The organism is Steroidobacter sp., assembly GCF_036402275.1.
Taxonomy (GTDB): Bacteria; Pseudomonadota; Gammaproteobacteria; order Steroidobacterales; family Steroidobacteraceae; genus Steroidobacter.
This window is the reverse complement of the sequence record NZ_DASWTF010000041.1, coordinates 41,680-58,152: the sequence shown is the minus strand read 5'-3', so window position 1 is coordinate 58,152 and position 16,473 is coordinate 41,680. Positions and strand designations below refer to the sequence as shown.

Sequence of the window (16,473 nt, the reverse complement as noted above, 5' to 3'; positions counted from 1 at the left end):
CAGAGTGGTGAACAGCTCCATGTGGCAAAGCGCAGACAGATATCCATAACTGTCAACGCTTTGACACATTAACCCGCATCTATCTCGGAAGCTCCTACGGCAACGTCCTGACCACCCGAAATCCCAGCGTGTTATTCCGTCTGGTCGGGTCGTCGCCCGCGTATCGCAATGCTGAGCGGACCGCTTCCGGTTTGTTATACCAGCCGCCGCCACGATCGAGACGCCTGACACAGTCGCCAGTTAGCCAGGCGCGACCGTCGGTGGGAGCACCTTCGTAGGAGGGGTTGTAGCAGTCCGCCACCCATTCCCAAACATTGCCGACGGTGTCGTGCAAGCCGAAGCCGTTCGGCTTGAAGCTGCCCACCGGCGCTGTTTTCGCGTAACCATCGTTGCAGTCGTGCCGGGGCCACTCCGGGTGTTCCTGCTTCACCGACTCATCGCCGACGTTCGCGAACTCGCAGGCGCGCTTCGAATCCTCGCCCCAAAACCATCGCGTTGTCGATCCAGCGCGAGCCGCGTATTCCCACTCGGCCTCGCTCGGCACGCGATACTGTTTGCCCGTTTTCTGGGTCAGCCATTTGGCATAGCCCATCGCCATTTCGAAGTTGACGTAGAGCACGGGCCGGCGGCCACGGCCCCACCCGTCGTCCCCCACCGCCTCGCATGCTTTCGCGGCCACGCATGCGTCCCATTCGTCGAACGTGACTTCGTACTTGCCGATCGCGAATGGCTTGGCGAACGTCACCGTGTGCAACGCGCCCTCATGAGTGCTGCGACCTTCCTCATCATCGGGAGAACCCATCTGAAATTTTCCCGCGGGCACGACGACCATTTCGGGACAGTCGGCGCAGTCCCGCTTGCCGGGACCCGAGAACACAGGCTTATCGGCTGCAGCAGCCCATGAAATGCCGAGAGCGAACATCGCGGAGCCCCACCAGAATCTTTTCATCACTCAACCCCTCCCACCGTCGCCTCGTCACGAAATTTTCGATACACCGCGCGCGCCTCGTCGAACTGCGCAAAGACATGTTCCTTTTCCCGCTGCGATCGCCAGCCCGGCCATGCCTCCGCCATCTGCTGCAGCTTGTCGATCCATCGCAAACAATACGCCGCTGCCGCCGCGTTGCGCACCGGCTGGTCGCCGACCGTCACCCACACCGGATTGGTGAAGGCCTGTGCGAACTCGGCATCGAGCGGATAGCGTTCATTCCGCTTACCTTCAGCACGCAGGTGATACCAACCACTACGCGCGACCTTGAGGTTCTTACTCAGCTGCGCACTCCTGCGATCCGCAGACAGCGGAATCTTCTCGACGACCTCGCCGTTCCACACGAGCGTGACGCTGTCGAGTGGCGTGATCGATTGCACGCGCGCCTCTACGCTGACTTCGCCTCCGACGGCCGGCAGTCTGACGTCTTCGCCGGGCATCCGTCCATTCACCGTCAGGTCGACGAGCGGCCCCGTGGATACGAACGCATGGCCCTTTCGCAAACCTTCGAACCAGGCATCGGCGTCGAGTCCGCGACCGCCCGTGTGCACGTACGTTCGCGTCGAGCCCACAAGCTTGGAGATGTGCATGCTGCTGATCGAGTCCTCGCCGCCGACGGCCGTCACGCGCAGCCCGTTGTTCAGCGTCGCATACCACGGATAGAAAGTGCCCATGCCGGGGTAAGACCACTCGAGCGCATCGGTCGTCCCGAGCGCAGCGTCGACAATGTAGCCCTTGGCGCCGCCGAGATTGGTGCTCAGCGGATCTTTGCTGCCGAACGCGTGCACGTATCCGACCGTCGCACCCTGCGCTTTCGCTTTCCTCAGCATGTCCGTGTTGCTCGGGTACAGGCTCTCGATCGCAGTGCCTTCGTAGCCGGTTGTGAACGGACTGATCAAATGATCGTGCAGCTGGAACATGAAAACGTGCCCGTAGAATGCCGGCCGATACTCCTGCCCCACGACGAGCAGTCGATCGGGCGTCGAGATCGGGTGCGGCTTGCCGCCGGGAATGAAATGGTCGTAATCGAGGATGCGATTGTCTTTGTTCGCGACCTGCGTGTTGACCATGTCTTGATCTTCGGCGGCCGACATCATCATCAGGTTCGCGGGCGTGTTGTGCAGATTGCCCGCGTAGTTCATGTGGACGTGCGTGGACCCGTTGTACCAGCCGCGCGCCGATAGATCGGTCAGCCGCTGCAGCTTCAGATCGATCTGCACGACTTTACCGGCGAGCGCCTGCACAGTCGTCTTCACAGGCGTGTACTCGAATCCCTTGACGGCCTCGATGGTCACGGGACCCACGGGAACTTCGACTCGAAACGTTCCACCCTGATGGAAGATGCGATCACCTTCGCCGGTGACGCGTGCGTATGCATCTTCCGGCGCGTACATCTTGCCGTCCGACGCGGTGAGATGAATACGCGCCGCTGTCGGACGACCGGTCGCTGCGTCCACTGTCCTGACCGATACCGCGGTCATGGGCCGCTTCCAGCGTCGCTCCGTGATGTGGACCTTTCTCAACGCCCCGCCGTAAGTCTCCAGCAGTTGCAGCTGTGGAAGACCCTCTTCGTTAGAGATGAATGCAATCCACTCGCCGTCCGGCGACCAGCGCGGATGGAACGCGTCGTGCCGGAAGAAGGTCAGCTTGTACGGCTCACCGCCCGTGGTCGGTTGCACATACAGATTGTTGAACTGATCTGCGGCGCCGCGCGTCGACGAATAGACGAAGCGTTTGCCGTCGAGCGAAACATGCGGTCTCGTGCGAAAGAGCGTCTGTTCCGCAAGCACCGTGGTCGCCTGGTCGATGCCGTTCGCCGTCGCCGGCATGCGCAGCACGTTGCCCGAGCCGAGCGGCACGTTTCGATTCGAAACGAGCAGCAGCTCTTTCCCATCCGACATCCAGGTTGGCGCGATGTGCATGTCCATTGGCCCGAAGTAGAGCCGATCGCGACCGAAGTCGTTGTCGCGCGTGACGGCGATCTCATCGCCCACGAACTGCCCGTCCTTCAACGCGCGGACGAAGACGTTGAAGTTGCCATTCGACTTCGTCGAAACGTAGGCGAGCCGCCTCCCATCGGGAGAGAACGCGGGATCCATGTAGATCTGATTGTCGGAGGTGAGCGGCCGACTCTTCCCCGTCTCGACCTCGACGATCTCCAGCTGAATCGTCCCGCCGCCATCGTCAGCCACGTACACGATCCAACGTCCGTCGGGAGACCAGGCCGGCATCGAGTGGTACTTGCGAGAGTAAGTGAGCTCGCGCGCGCCGCCCGAGCTCGGATCGACGATCCAGATGGAGCCGCTCATGGCCACTGCGATCTTCGAACCGTCGGGCGACCAGGCCGGCGCGCACGGTGTCGAGCTCGGCGCAGGCCCGAAATAGTAGTTGTGCGTGTAGAAGCCGCCCTGCGCGGACGACGGATAGGGAACGTTCTGGGCAGCGCTCTCGATGCCAACTAATAGCAGACCGGCAGCAATGATGCTGATGATGCGGCCCATTCCCGACTTACCCCGTGTTGTAGTGTGCAGTATCCGCGCCGCCTTGCCTGCCAGAAAAGTTATAAGGCGATGCAGGCAGCGATGTCGCTATGGCGACTGATTCGTCTCGCTCACCCAACTCTTCAGGCGCACTGGCACGTGGCGCTCGAGTGCGGGATGGCGGTCGATCGCGCGGTCGATACTCGATGCATCGCCATCGCGTACATGCGCATCCAGAAAGGCGAGAACCAGATCGCCGATCGCGGACAACGCCTCGTCACCATCGATCTCGCCCACGCGTTCTTTCCGCTTCGGCCCATTCAGCAGAGTCACAAGGTCCGTGAATCCCATGTGACGGATGCCCTCCAGACGGACGCGCACCACGTCACCGCCCTTCCCTGCCTCGCTCCATGATTCGTACGCGAGATCGTTCGGGCTGAAATCCGCTTCGCGGGGCTGACCTTCGAACACGTTGTAGCGCGTCCAATCGCTCAACATCAGTAGCAGCGGCCGCTCGACGGGCCGATCATAGAGATCCGGATCGAAATTCTGACCGTCGAGGTTCACCGCCGCGCGGCAGGCTTTCACCAGCTTGCATGTCGTGGCCGAAGTCGCCCCGCCGAAGGACATGCCCGCGAAGGCAAGACGACTGCGATCGGCGGCGGCCAGCACGTCATGCAAGGCATGAGGCTCGTTCCCATCGAGGATCGCGTCGGCAACGAACAGCGTATCGTCGCGCCATTCGGCGAAGGAACGGCCGATCCGTGTCGCGGGAAGCGCTTTGGCATATCCGGTCAGCGCCTCGCGGCGTGCTTCGAGGTTCGCCCCTCCGACCAGAACCTTGAACGCCTCGGCAAACTGTGGAGCGTCGCCAGTGCTGGCGAGCTTGGTGGCGACGATGCGTCCATCCTCGAGACGCACGTCCGCGGCGTCCCCTGGATGTGCTATCGACACCACGATGTAGCCATGACTGGCCAAGCGCGAGGCGAGCGCGCTGTTCTGCTCGGGATATAAAAAGAAACCGTGGCTGAACACCACGACCGGAAATCCCCGCGAATGCCGCGCCGGAGACGCTCCCGATCGAACGTCCATGCGCGCGACCGTCAAGGGGTGGAGTTCTTCTACTGCGAAACCAAAATTGCGCGCGATGGCCGGTAACGTGACCGTCGCCCTGTCGCCTTCCAAGTAGGCCGCGCCCCCGCGACCTTTAGTCGGATACCAGACAACGGCGGGCAACCGTCTCGGTCCGCTGGCCGGATCGTGAGCATCGAGCGCTCGTGACGCATCGACGAACTCAGCCTTGATCACGCCGACGTTGTGCTTGCCATCCAGCATCGGCATCGCCGCCACTGGCAACGAAGCGAACGCCGCAATGGCAATCATCAGTGAAGATCGGCCCATCCAACCCGGCATCAGTAACACTCGACTCTCTTGCCCTCGGCGAACGCAGCAAGTCCTCGCTTGGCATCGGCGCTCGTGAACGCCAGCTGCCCGAGCACGGCTTCGCGACGAAACGCTTCCTGCAAAGGCAAATCGCTCAGTTCTCGGACCGCTCGTTTGACGACCTTGAGCGCCGTGGGACTCAACCGGACGAGTCGCTCGGCCAGATGAGTCACCGTTTGCGATAGCTGCTCTGGGGCGACCACTCGATTGAGCACGCCGACGCGCAACAGATGTTCGCTGCTGAAGCGTTCACCGGTCATCAAGATCTCCATGGCGGCAGCGTACCCGATCTGCCGAACCAACCGCACCAGCGTGCCACCCGCGGGCACGATGCCAAGCGACACTTCAGGAAGGCTGAACACAGCCGTGCTCGACGCGACACGCAAGTCGGTCGCGAGCATGATCTCGAAGCCGCCGCCCATGCACAGCCCGTTGACGGCGCAAATGACGGGCTTGTCGATGTTGAAGTTCTTCAGATGCGCCGCGTCCCATGCGGAGATGTCGATGTCGTTGCGCGCCAGGGCGGGAATGGACTCTTTGAGGTCCGCGCCGACGCAAAACGCGCGCTCGCCTGCGCCAGTGAGGATCACTACGCGAACGCGATCGTCTTCAGCGGCCGCATTGAATGTAGCGCCCAGCTCGTCGTACATCGCGAGCGTCAACGCGTTGAGCTTCTCCGGCCGGTTGAAGCAGATTCTCGCGATGCCATCCTGGACGTCGTAAGCGATGGACATGTCAGATCACCTTGCTCTCGCGAAGAGATTCGAAGGCGCGCCGGTCAAGACCGAGCCAGTTCAGATACACGGCCTCGTTATGCTCGCCAACGAGCGGCACTCTCGGCTCCGCGTCGCTAGGCGCTCCAGACAAATGCACGGCCGAGCCGAACACTTTCACCTTGGCGTCTCCGTAGGTCACGTCGACCAGCATGTCCCGCGCCTGCATGTGCGGATCCTCGACGACCTCCGCGATGTTCTTGATCGGACTCAATGGAAAGCGGTCGGACGCAATGGCTTCGAGCTCCTGCTTGGTCTTATCCGCAAACCAGCGGCGAATGATCGGTTCGACACGGCGTGCGTAGACACCTTGGTCGAAGCGCTTCTCCATGCTGTCGATCTCGGGATCGCTCGCAAGTTCGGGCGTGCCGAACGCGGTGCAGGCTTCTTGCCAGAACTTGTCCGTGTACGCGCCGAAGAACACGTAACCGTCCTTGCACTCGTAACGACCGTAAGGCCGCACGAACGGATGGTCGTTGCCCAGGGGCTGTGCAATTTTGCTCTGAGTCGTGAAGTTGACGACGGCGTTCTCGGTCAGTGTGAATACGGCGTCCTGTTGTGAGATATCCACGAGCCTCCCCACTCCCTTGGCCTCGGCTTCGCGTAACGCTGCGACGGTGCCGAGAGCAGCATACAACGATGCCGCGAGATCCCCGATGATGGTGCCGACCCGCTGCGGCTCGTTGGGCGTTCCATTCATCGACCATAGTCCTCCGCTCGCCTGCGCGGAGTTGTCGTATGCGGGACGCGCTGAGTTCGGGCCGCTTTGTCCGAAGCCGCTGATCCCTGTGTAGATCAGCCGTGGATTGACTCGATGCAGCTCATCGAACCCCAAGCCGAGTTTGCGCATCGTGCCCGGCCGAAAGTTTTCGACGACCACATGCGCCTTTCTGACCATGTCGAGAAACAGCTCGCGCCCCTGAGCGGACTTCAGATCCAGAGTCACGCCCAGCTTGTGTCGATTGTATTGGGCGAAAAATCCGCTGAGTCGTTCCTCGCCCTGCTGCACCATCGGTGGAAACGTTCTCACGTAGTCTGGATCCTGCGGATTCTCGATCTTGATGACGGTCGCCCCGAGATCGGCCAGCATCATCGTGCAATACGGCCCGGCGACCACGCGCGTGAGGTCCAACACCAACACGCCATGCAGCGGCCCAAGCGCGGGAGCTCGTGGAACTTTGTTCTCTAAAGCGCTCACGGCGATGCCCTCACTGACGCGCTTTGGCAAGCAACTCGACGGCCAGATCCATCCGAACGTCGCGCAACTCGACCATGCGCTTGACGACTAAATCCACCTCAGACCCAACAGCGCCCGCCGCGACAGCGATGTTGCGAGCGTGCAGGGCCATGTGCCCACGCTGAATTCCTTCGGTGGCGAGCGCGCGCATCGCGCCCATGTTCTGTGCAAGCCCGACGGCCACGATGATTTCGGCAAGCTCCTGCGCGCTTTTTACTTGCAGGATCTTCAATGCCAGTCGGGCCAGGGGATGCGTCTTGGTCGCGCCGCCGACCAGACCCACCGGCATCGGCACTTCGATCGTGCCGATGAGATCGCCGTTGTTCGCGCGCTCCCAAGTGGTCAGCGAGGTGTAGTGACCGTTGCGAGCCGCATACGCATGCGCGCCCGCCTCCACTGCACGCCAGTCGTTACCCGTGGCAACGACGATGGGATCGATGCCGTTCATGATCCCTTTGTTATGAGTAGCGGCGCGATACGGATCGACAGCGGCGAACGTATATGCATCGAGCATTCCTTCGATCACACGTTCACCGGAGTATTCCGATGTCGCGAGAACCGCGGGCGACACGCGCAGGCTTGCTCTGGCGAGACGCAAGTCGGCGAGGTTGGACAGGATGCGAAGGCGGACCGAACCTCCGGTGAGCTTTTCGATCCTGGTCGCCACGGCCTCGGCCATGGTGTTCACGGTGTTGGCGCCCATGGCGTCGCGAACATCGACGATCAAGTGCGCGACGACCATCGGACCGCGCGGCGTGTCAGGAAATACGTGCACCTCGATGTCTCTGCAGCCGCCTCCCAGTCCGACCAGCACTTTGTCACGACCGTTCGCAAGCTCGATCAACTCCGCACGAGCGCGCAGGATGGTCTGACGCGCACCGTGGGGATCGGCGACGCCCACGATCTGAATTTGAGATCGCATCAACGGCGGCGTACTCGACGTGAAGAAGCCGCCCGACTCGCGCACGAGTTTCGCCATGTACGACGCTGCCGCGACGATGGAAGGCTCTTCCACGACCATCGGGACGACAACGTCTTTGCCGTTGACCAGAAAATTGCTCGCTACCGCCAGCGGCAACTCGAACGTGCCGATGACGTTTTCGATCATGCCGTCCGCCGCGGCGCTCGGCAGTGCGCCGGGCTTGGCGAGTAAATCGAGGTCGCCCTCCGGGACGAAGCCGGCTGCAGACAGCGCGCGCAAACGCTGCGCGGGAGCCAACGAGCGGAAGTTCGGGAGTCGGGAGTCGAGTGTCATGAGCGTCTCGCCAATATTTATCGACAGGTCAGAACGCAGAACCAAACAAAGCACGAAAGTCCTGCTCGCTGGTGTAGCGTGGATTGAAGTCGTTGCAGTCGGCGGCAAAGCTCCGCTGGGCCAGTTCATCGAGCCGATCTTCGGTCACGCCGATATCGCGTAACCGCGGCGGGATCCCAAGATCGCTACAAAGCGCACGCAAACCGTGAATAGCCTGCGCTCCATCTTGCGCTTCACGTCGGCTGCTGCCATCGATCCCTAGAATCGCAGCGATCCGCGCATACCGTTCAGGATTCGCAGGCACGTTGAACGCAGCCGCATGCGGCAGACAAACGGCGCTGGCCAACCCATGCGGAACGGGAAACAGCACGCTGACCGACGTCGCCATGCAATTCACGTTGCCCCGCCCGGTCACAGCGAATGACATCGCCGCCATTGACGATGCGCACAACATGTCCAACGCCGCCCACACATTGTTCCGATCCGCGACGAAGGCACGAATGCTGCTCGCGATCAGAGTCATCGCATGTAAATTCACCGCGTCGGAAAAAACCGTGGCTCGTTTCGATAGATACGCTTCGAAGGCGTGGACGAACGCATCGATGCCGGCGTACGCCGCATCTTGCGCCGAAATGGCGCCGACGGAGAGCGGATCTAAAATCGCGATTGCACAGGCGCCCGTCACCGCTGACCTGGCGCCGTCCGTCGTCGGGATCGCAATCAGCGGCGACGACGGCATCAACCTGCCGACCTCCTTGGCCACTTCGATCGTGCCGCCACCGCCGATAGCTAATAATCCGTTCGCACCATGCTCGCGACTCGACTTGAATGCGGCCTGCACCGTGCTGTCGTTCGCATTGGAGTCGGTGGCGCTGAAGACGGCCGAAGCGACATCGTTTTGCGCTAGGACGCCGGCCACCTTGCGGTGGATGACGCTGTTCAACAGTGCAGGATCGATCAACACCAGCAAACGTTCGATCGCTCGCTCTCCGATCAGATCGGCGAGCCGTTCATGAGCGCCGAGGCCGAAGATGATCTTCGTCGGGCACTGAAACGAGGAAATGCCGACGTCAGGCCACATGGACGCGGGCGCCTCGCTCACGGAGTAGCACTGAACGCAGGAACGCGACACCGTCGTCGACCGCTTCGTTGGCGACACGTGAGACAGCGACCGCCTCGATGAAGCTGTGTGGAGCGCCGGGATACACTTTCGCCTGCACTTGCACGCCCGCTTCGAGCAAGCGCCCCGCCATCAGCAGATTTTGTTCCGCGAGGATGTCGCATTCGGCGATCACCAGAAACACGGGCGGCAACCCATGCAGTGGCGCATAGGCGGTCGCCGCATACGGATCGCGCCGATCACCGACGTGGCCGATGTAGTTGTCCCAGAACGTGTCGACCTCCGCGGCAGTCAACATGTCTTCGTCCGTGCCATAGCGTTGTCGCGAGGCCGGTGAGCAATCGGGCGTCGAGCCGCCGTAAATACTCAATACTGCTTTCACCAGCTTCGGATGACCGGCGTCTCGCAATCGAAGCGCCGCGCCCATCGAAAGATTGCCGCCAGCGGAGTCGCCGCCGATGGCAATCCGTTCGCCGTCGAGCCCGAACATGCGACCTTGTTCGTGCAGCCAGTGCACGAGGGCGACCACCTGATTCAATGCCGTCGGATACCGAACCTCCGGCGAGAGCGCGTAGTCCACACCGACAACAGCCATGCCGCCGCGGTGAGCAAATTCACGCATCACTCGATCGTGCGTGTTCAGACTGAACAACGACCAGCCGCCGCCGTGCATGAAAACAAATGTTGGTTTGCTGTGACCCGGCGATGGATCGTAAATGCGGAGCCCGACGGGACCGGCCGCCGTCTGGGCAACGACGTTACGAGTTTCTGCAATCACTGGACCGCCTCGGACCCAGGGCGCGCGCGTCACTTCGCAGATTTCGCGACGCTGCGGCCAAGTGAGCTCGCGCCCCGCAGTCAGCTGTCGTCCCTTGGCGATCACGTCGTCGATGAACCGCTTGATCTCCGGATCAAGCGCGCGCGGCGGCGGCTGACTTGCGGGCAACGCCTGTGGCGATCGGGATCCGGCGAAGCGGCGCATCCATTTCGCCAACGGCGCCTGGTCCTTGATGTCGAGCGCACGCAGGATGTCCGCAAACACATCGTCACGCTCGTCCTGGCCCAGCTTGAAACAGCTTCGCGTCGCGAGGATGCGCGCTTCGAAACCGACAATGCCGGTCACGAGCTTCTCGTAACGCGCGCCCAACTCTTCGGGCACCCACGCAGCGGGACGGTTCGCTTCCATCTGCGTCACCAAGCCACCGAGCAAACGATCGGCATCCGCGCGCTCATCCCGAAACTGCACTTCGACATCGAACACAACGGATGCGTAATTCCACGTCGGCGCCCAATTCCGATTGCGCATCCACGACGGTGAAATGTATCCATTCGGGCCGAGCAGCAGGACGGTGGCTCGTGAGCTTGCGGCGAGCGCCTTCACCTGCGGATTGCTCCTGGCGAAATGGCCCAGCAAAGTTATCGGTGTGCCATCGTCATCGCACACGAGTTGCACCGGCAGCGGCGTCGCTTGCTGCGCGCCCGGTGCGCCGGAGACGATCCATGCTAAGGGTTGCTCGTGAACCAGCGCACGAATGTCGTCGGGGTTACGGGGTTCGAATCGGTCGCTCATGAATGATCGTCGGCTATAACTTATGAATTGAAAGTGGCGACGCTGTGCTTCGGCCAGCGCTCCGCCCAGGGCAGCGCGGCTTCGAGTTCGAAGGCCAGCGCGAGCAGCATGTCTTCCTGCGCGCGATCGGCGGCAAACATGCTGCCGATGGGCAATCCCTCGCTGCTCTGGAACAGCGGCAGCGAGATGGCCGGCGTGCCCGCCATGTTTTGCAACGGCGTGTAGGCGACCCAGTCGAACATGGACGACATCAACTGCTCGGCGTTCACCGTCGGTCCATAGGTGCCGAGCAACGGCGGCGGCGCGCTCACCACAGGGGAGAGAACAACATCAAACTTCGAGAAGAAATCTTTCAGCTGAGCAGGCAAACGAGCAATCTGCCGATACGCGCGCTCCAGTGCTGACGTTGGCAGGCGTTCGGCGCGCTGACCTAAGGCCACCGTCCACGGCTCGATTGCATCTTCCAGACGACCGCCACCTGGCAGCGCGCGAGTCGCATCGACACAGTCCGCACTCAAGTGCGACCAGAGATCTTCGAAGGAACTAAGAAAGGCATGTCCGTCCAGCGGCCAGGGGGTCCGCTCGACTTTGTGTCCCAGCGTCGCGCAGAGATCCGCTGTAGATGCAATCACGCGCGCGACGTCGGCATGCGGAGCGTTCCCGCGCAAGCCATGGTCGATCACGGCGATGCGCAGGCGTCGTGACGATGAGCCAGTCACAACGGAACGTTTTGGATCGGGATGAGCAGCAGCGAAGCCCCATGCGACGTCGCGAACGCTGCGTGAGTGCAGGCTGTCCGCTACCAATAAATCTTCGACGAGGTGACGGGCACGCACACGCACGGTGCTGTCGCGTCCAGGTTTCAGTCCAACCACGCCACAACAAGATGAGGGCAATCGAATCGAGCCGCCACCGTCACTGCCGTGTGCGAGCGGCACGAGCCCGGCCGCAATCGCGGCTACAGCGCCACCGCTGGAGCCGCCCGGTGAATGTTCGAGCGACCACGGATTGCGCGTCACCGGCCCTGCGAGCGGCTCGGTGGACGCCAGCAATCCGAACTCCGGCATCGCCGACTTTCCAAGCGCCACCAATCCGGCCTGCTGCAACCGTTGCACGTAGGGATAGCCGTGTTGGACCGCTCTGCGGCTTCGGCTACGCGAACAGGAAGTCGTCGGCATGCCGGGATAATCGAGCGAATCTTTTGGCAGCCACGGCACGCCTCGCATCGGGCCGTCGTTTGCTAGTAGCCCACGTGCTTCAGCGCGCGCCAGCTTCGGATCGTAGTGACTCAAAGCGCGCACAGTCGGATCGAGCGCTTCGACGCGCAGGATAGCGGCCTCGGTCAACGCCTCCACGGGTAGCTCGCCATCCCTGACGAGTCGCGCCTGGTCGTGCGCATCCAAGCGACCGAGCGCCAGCGCCTCGGACAGAGAAACTTCGCGAATCGTCATCAGTTCAGACTTCCTGAAAGCTCGGCGGTGACCGTCGCCTGCTGGCTTTGCGCACGGGGCTTGCCGTACCACCTGTAAATCGCCAGCCCGATCGCCAGGTAAGTGAGCAACAAGCAACCGGGTAACCATTCGCCATGGCGGATCTGACTCACCAGATCGAGCAGCACGGGCAACGTCATCAAGAAGCTCACGACGATGGCGAGCACGGGCACCGTGCCGAACCAGATGCCGTTGATCCAGACGCCACCCAACGGCACCCGAAAGCGCCCTGCTTGCTCCGGCTCGCGACTACGCAGCTCGATGAGGGCAAGCGCCACCATCGCGAACGTGAGCGCCACGCCCAGTGAAATCATGTCGGCCAGCACCGAGATCGGCAGCAGCGCCGCGCCGAGCGCCGCGAGGCTGGCTAATGTGAGATTGGCCTTCCACAGACTGTTGCGCTTCGGGTGCACTTCCGAAAACAGTCGCGGTAAAAAGCCGTCGTTGGACATCGCGTAACACACACGCGAATGACCGAACGCGTTCGCCAGGAGCACGGAGCCCAGGCCGGCAAGCGCACCCACTTTGATCAACGTGGCGATGATGGGCCAGCCGATGCGATTGACGGCGAGCGCGATGGGATCGGCGACGCCGAGCTCGCGGAACGGCACCAACCCGGTCAGCACCGTCGCGACCGACACATATATCAAGGCGCAGATCGCCAACGACCCGAGAATCCCCACAGGCACGTCGCGATGTGGATTGCGCGTCTCGGCGGCGGCGGTCGAGACCGTTTCAAAACCCAGGAATGCGAAGAACAGCAGCGAGGCGGCGCGCGCGATGCCTTCCCATCCGTAGGTGAATCCGCCTTCATTGGACGGCACGTACGGTTGCCAGTTCGCCGGGTCGACCGCGTGCATGCCGGCCAGCACGAATCCGACCAGCACCGACACCTTGATCGCCACCAGCACTGAGTTGACGAGCGCCGATCGCGAGATGCCGAGCGCGAGAATGATGCCGGCGCTGAGACAAGCCGCGGCCGCGACCAGGTTTGCGCTGTGACCCACACCGAATTGAAAACCTACGCCTTGAACGAGCGTCGCGGTCACCGCAGAGCTCGACACACTGGCCGGCACGTGAATGCCGAAGTCGGCGAGCAGACTCACCAGATATCCGGCAAAGCCCAGGCCCAGCATCGATGCGGCGATGCTGTATTCCAGGAACAGCAGCCAGCCGAGCGCCCAGCCCGGCAGTGCGCCGAACGTGCGTCGGCAGTACGTATAAGAAGAGCCCGACTCCGGCAGCCTCGATGCCAGCTCCGCGTAGCACAGGCCAACCAGCAGACACGCGAAACCGGCGAGCACGAACGAAATGGTGACCGCTGGGCCGGCGAACGACGCAGCGGCGGTGCCGGTCATCACGAACACGCCGGCGCCGAGGATCTGGGCGACGCCCAGCATCAGCAGGCCCGCCCAGCCGAGCGTGGGTCGCAGCGACGCTGAAGATTGCGACTCGCGAGGGATCCCTTGATGTGTCATTGCTTCGGCGGAAGTTCGTGTGTGGCGTGACGCGCGCGACTAAATATGGATATAGTCGAGGCGAACGTCCAGCCATCCGCCACGGCGTCAGGCAGGTGCACAGCCCTTGATGTGCAAGGCTTTTTCCTTGGGGCCACGCAACAATCCGCGCGCCGGGCCGGCAAAAGACGCAGATCCTTTACCGGCATGTCGGACAGATTGATAGGATCGATCGCAAGCCCCACGTCCCCACAACAGGGCCGCTTCAGCAGGTACGTGCCATGACCGCCCCGCACGAGAAAAAAGACGCGACGAGTTTCGAAGATGTGGATCAGATCGACCTCAAGATCATGGAGGTCCTGCAGCGGGATGCTCGTATCACCAACCAGGCGCTCGCCGATCGCGTTGCTCTGTCGCCCAGCGCCTGTTTGCGACGGGTGCGCGATCTCGAGACACGCGGGCTGATCAGTGCGTATCGAGCGCAGATCCAAGTCGATCGGATCCGCAGCGTGACCGTCGTGATGGCGCACATCACCTTCTCGCAGCACACGATCAAGAACCTGGGCGATTTCGACGCCTGCATCGAAAACATTCCGGAGATCGTCGAGTCCTACCGGGTCAGCGGCAACGTCGACTACATCCTGCGGGTGGTCGTGCCCGACATGCACGCCTGGAAGCGGATCATGACCGTGCTGGTGAACGGCGGCTTCGGCGTGGAGAAAATCGTCTCGCACTTTCTGATGGATCAGATCAAGACGTTCAAGGGCTACAAGCTGCTGCAAAAACCGGGCGACAGCGTGTGACGCGTTTTCAGCGCTCGATGGGCAGCTCGATATAGCTTGCGTCCGGGCCCGCCACGACGACCTGCTGCGAGGCCCTCACGTAGTCACCCGGCTTGGCGAAAAAGATGTTCGGCACGAACGTCTGCGGGTTGCGGTCGTAGAGCGGGAACCAACTCGACTGCACCTGGACCATGATTCGATGGCCGGGCAGAAACACGTGATGCGCGTCGGGTAACGCGAACTCGTAACGTAGCGGCACATTGGGTGCGAGCGGCTCGGCGTGTGACAACGAGTTGCGATAGCGGCCGCGAAAGATCTCCATGGCGACCGGTAGCTGATAACCACTCATCGTTGCGTCTTCCGTCACCCGATCCGGATAGACGTCGATGAGCTTCACGATCCAGTCGCTATCCGTGCCGCTGGTCGATGCCGTGAGTTTCACTTGCGGCTCGCCCGCGATGCTCATCGCTCGGTCGAGCACTTCGGATGTGAATGTGAGAACGTCAGGCCGCGCGGCACTGTTGCGCTGGTCGCTCGTGAGCCAGGACTCCCACTGCTCGCCGTCATTCACTCGCATCGGACGCGGCACGAACGTCACCGGGTGCGTCGGATCGGAAATGTAATCCGCGGTTTGCAGCGGGCCTGCAGGCTCATCGAAACCCACCTCACCCTTCGGCTTCAAATAGAGCTTCGCACTCAAGGGTGTCGGTGGCCAACGTTCGAGGCGTCGCCATTCGTTGCTCCCTGACCGGAACGCCGTGACCGGCGCCACATCCATCGGCGCGCCTTTCAAATGATGCGCGAGAAATGGCGCGAGCACATGCTGCCGCCACCATTTGGCCGTGTCGTGTCCCCAGCGAATGTTTCCAACGCGGCTGCCGTCAAACAGCGCCTGCACGTGATGCCAGGGGCCCAAGCTGAGATAGACGAGCTTGCCGCTGTGGTCCTTGGGCTCGATCGCTTGATAGAGCGCGGTCGCTCCGTAGATATCTTCCTGGTCCCACAGCGAGCCAACCACCATCACTGGCACGTTCAACGGCCGGCTCGCGAGAATTTTGTCCACGGCCTGCGACTTCCAGAAATCATCGTACGCAGGATGCTCGACGATGTTTCGCCAGAACTGAACTTTGTCTGTGCCGTGCCGACTAGCCAGTTCTCCGACGGAGTCGGCGCGCATGAATGACTCGTAGAGATCCGCGCTCTCCCAAGGAAACTGCGTGCTGTTATCGCGTGACTCGCTGCCGTGAATGGCCGCGATGGCGTATTGGCGAAAGGCGCCGTTATGAAACCAATCGTCGCCACGCCAGCCGTCGACCATCGGATCCATCGGCACGGCGACTTTCAGCGCCGGATGCGGCTTCACCAGCGCCATCAACGCCGTGAAGCCGTTGTAGGAGGAGCCGAGGACGCCAACTCTGCCGTTGGCTTCGGCGATATGCTTCACGAGCCAATCGATGGTGTCGTATCCGTCCGTCGCCTCGTCCACTGACGTGCGATTGAACGGCGTGCCCGCGAGCGGCCGAGTCATGACGAACTCGCCGCCGGATCCGTGCTTGCCCCGAATGTCTTGGACGACACGAATGTATCCGCCCTCCACGATCACGTCGGCGGCGTTGTCGAAGCCTTCGAGCAGCGCGCGCATGTCGTTGCTCTCCGCCTGCCGCGTCATGGTCTCGGCGTTGTACGGCGTGCGCGTGAGCAAGATGGGTGCGTTCTTCGCACCTTTTGGAAGCACGACCACCGTGTGCAGCTTCACCCCATCGCGCATGGGGATGTCGAACACACGGCGCTCGTAATTAGCCGCAGCGAGATTCGGTTGGTCCGCGCTGGCGAGCGCACTGATAAACAGCATCACAATCAGCGCGGACCGTCTCATCG

General features: G+C 62.1%; 12 protein-coding genes. 1 reads left to right on the top strand and 11 read right to left on the bottom strand.

Features of this window, described 5'->3' with window-relative positions; translation table 11 throughout:
* Window positions 1-94: 94 nt before the first annotated feature.
* The 10 genes from VGD45_RS25570 to VGD45_RS25525 all read right to left on the bottom strand — a co-directional run bounded on the left by VGD45_RS25570 (window position 95) and on the right by VGD45_RS25525 (window position 13,834).
* Complete coding sequence (locus VGD45_RS25570) at window positions 95-949, bottom strand: formylglycine-generating enzyme family protein (RefSeq protein ID WP_331158212.1); 855 nt, start codon at window positions 947-949, stop codon at window positions 95-97.
* A complete protein-coding gene (locus VGD45_RS25565) occupies window positions 949-3,489 on the bottom strand; it encodes a CehA/McbA family metallohydrolase (protein ID WP_331158211.1) in 2,541 nt (846 codons plus the stop codon). The genes VGD45_RS25570 and VGD45_RS25565 overlap by 1 nt, the downstream gene beginning before the upstream one ends.
* Window positions 3,490-3,576: 87 nt before the next feature.
* A complete protein-coding gene (locus VGD45_RS25560) occupies window positions 3,577-4,851 on the bottom strand; it encodes a hypothetical protein (RefSeq protein WP_331158210.1) in 1,275 nt (424 codons plus the stop codon).
* A gap of 29 nt (window positions 4,852-4,880) precedes the next feature.
* Complete coding sequence (locus VGD45_RS25555) at window positions 4,881-5,645, bottom strand: enoyl-CoA hydratase/isomerase family protein (RefSeq protein WP_331158209.1); 765 nt, start codon at window positions 5,643-5,645, stop codon at window positions 4,881-4,883.
* Between the two features lies 1 nt (window position 5,646).
* The gene (locus tag VGD45_RS25550; RefSeq protein ID WP_331158208.1) at window positions 5,647-6,882 is read right to left on the bottom strand and encodes a CoA transferase; all 1,236 of its coding nucleotides are present in this window, start codon (window positions 6,880-6,882) and stop codon (window positions 5,647-5,649) included.
* Window positions 6,883-6,892: 10 nt separating this feature from the next.
* Window positions 6,893-8,176, bottom strand: coding sequence for a hydroxymethylglutaryl-CoA reductase, degradative (locus VGD45_RS25545; RefSeq protein WP_331158207.1), 1,284 nt, complete (start codon window positions 8,174-8,176; stop codon window positions 6,893-6,895).
* Window positions 8,177-8,204: 28 nt separating this feature from the next.
* Window positions 8,205-9,257, bottom strand: coding sequence for an iron-containing alcohol dehydrogenase (locus VGD45_RS25540; RefSeq protein WP_331158206.1), 1,053 nt, complete (start codon window positions 9,255-9,257; stop codon window positions 8,205-8,207).
* Window positions 9,247-10,866: an alpha/beta hydrolase fold domain-containing protein gene (locus VGD45_RS25535; protein WP_331158205.1), complete on the bottom strand. Its 1,620-nt coding sequence runs from the start codon at window positions 10,864-10,866 to the stop codon at window positions 9,247-9,249. Before VGD45_RS25535 ends, VGD45_RS25540 begins: the two co-directional genes overlap by 11 nt.
* Window positions 10,867-10,886: 20 nt before the next feature.
* Window positions 10,887-12,317, bottom strand: a complete 1,431-nt coding sequence (locus VGD45_RS25530) for an amidase family protein (RefSeq protein ID WP_331158204.1) — start codon at window positions 12,315-12,317, stop codon at window positions 10,887-10,889.
* Window positions 12,317-13,834: an amino acid permease gene (locus VGD45_RS25525; RefSeq protein WP_331158203.1), complete on the bottom strand. Its 1,518-nt coding sequence runs from the start codon at window positions 13,832-13,834 to the stop codon at window positions 12,317-12,319. The genes VGD45_RS25530 and VGD45_RS25525 overlap by 1 nt, the downstream gene beginning before the upstream one ends.
* Before the next feature lie 260 nt (window positions 13,835-14,094).
* On the opposite strand from VGD45_RS25525, the gene VGD45_RS25520 reads away from it, so the two are divergent.
* A complete protein-coding gene (locus tag VGD45_RS25520) occupies window positions 14,095-14,616 on the top strand; it encodes an Lrp/AsnC family transcriptional regulator (protein ID WP_331158202.1) in 522 nt (173 codons plus the stop codon).
* Window positions 14,617-14,623: 7 nt separating this feature from the next.
* Here the strand turns inward: VGD45_RS25520 and VGD45_RS25515 are convergent, their stop codons facing one another.
* Window positions 14,624-16,471 (bottom strand): CocE/NonD family hydrolase, encoded by a 1,848-nt coding sequence (locus VGD45_RS25515; protein WP_331158201.1) that lies wholly within the window; start codon window positions 16,469-16,471, stop codon window positions 14,624-14,626.
* Window positions 16,472-16,473 lie beyond the last annotated feature (2 nt).

Bases quoted from the DNA above. Each gene is read 5' to 3' on its own strand.
- VGD45_RS25515 (WP_331158201.1), bottom strand. From the start codon at position 16,471: ATGAGACGGTCCGCGCTGATTGTGATGCTGTTTATCAGTGCGCTCGCC.
- VGD45_RS25535 (WP_331158205.1), bottom strand. From the start codon at position 10,866: ATGAGCGACCGATTCGAACCCCGTAACCCCGACGACATTCGTGCGCTG.
- VGD45_RS25520 (WP_331158202.1), top strand. From the start codon at position 14,095: ATGACCGCCCCGCACGAGAAAAAAGACGCGACGAGTTTCGAAGATGTG.
- VGD45_RS25555 (WP_331158209.1), bottom strand. From the start codon at position 5,645: ATGTCCATCGCTTACGACGTCCAGGATGGCATCGCGAGAATCTGCTTC.
- VGD45_RS25570 (WP_331158212.1), bottom strand. From the start codon at position 949: ATGAAAAGATTCTGGTGGGGCTCCGCGATGTTCGCTCTCGGCATTTCA.
- VGD45_RS25525 (WP_331158203.1), bottom strand. From the start codon at position 13,834: ATGACACATCAAGGGATCCCTCGCGAGTCGCAATCTTCAGCGTCGCTG.
- VGD45_RS25540 (WP_331158206.1), bottom strand. From the start codon at position 9,257: ATGTGGCCTGACGTCGGCATTTCCTCGTTTCAGTGCCCGACGAAGATC.
- VGD45_RS25545 (WP_331158207.1), bottom strand. From the start codon at position 8,176: ATGACACTCGACTCCCGACTCCCGAACTTCCGCTCGTTGGCTCCCGCG.
- VGD45_RS25560 (WP_331158210.1), bottom strand. From the start codon at position 4,851: ATGATTGCCATTGCGGCGTTCGCTTCGTTGCCAGTGGCGGCGATGCCG.
- VGD45_RS25530 (WP_331158204.1), bottom strand. From the start codon at position 12,317: ATGACGATTCGCGAAGTTTCTCTGTCCGAGGCGCTGGCGCTCGGTCGC.
- VGD45_RS25565 (WP_331158211.1), bottom strand. From the start codon at position 3,489: ATGGGCCGCATCATCAGCATCATTGCTGCCGGTCTGCTATTAGTTGGC.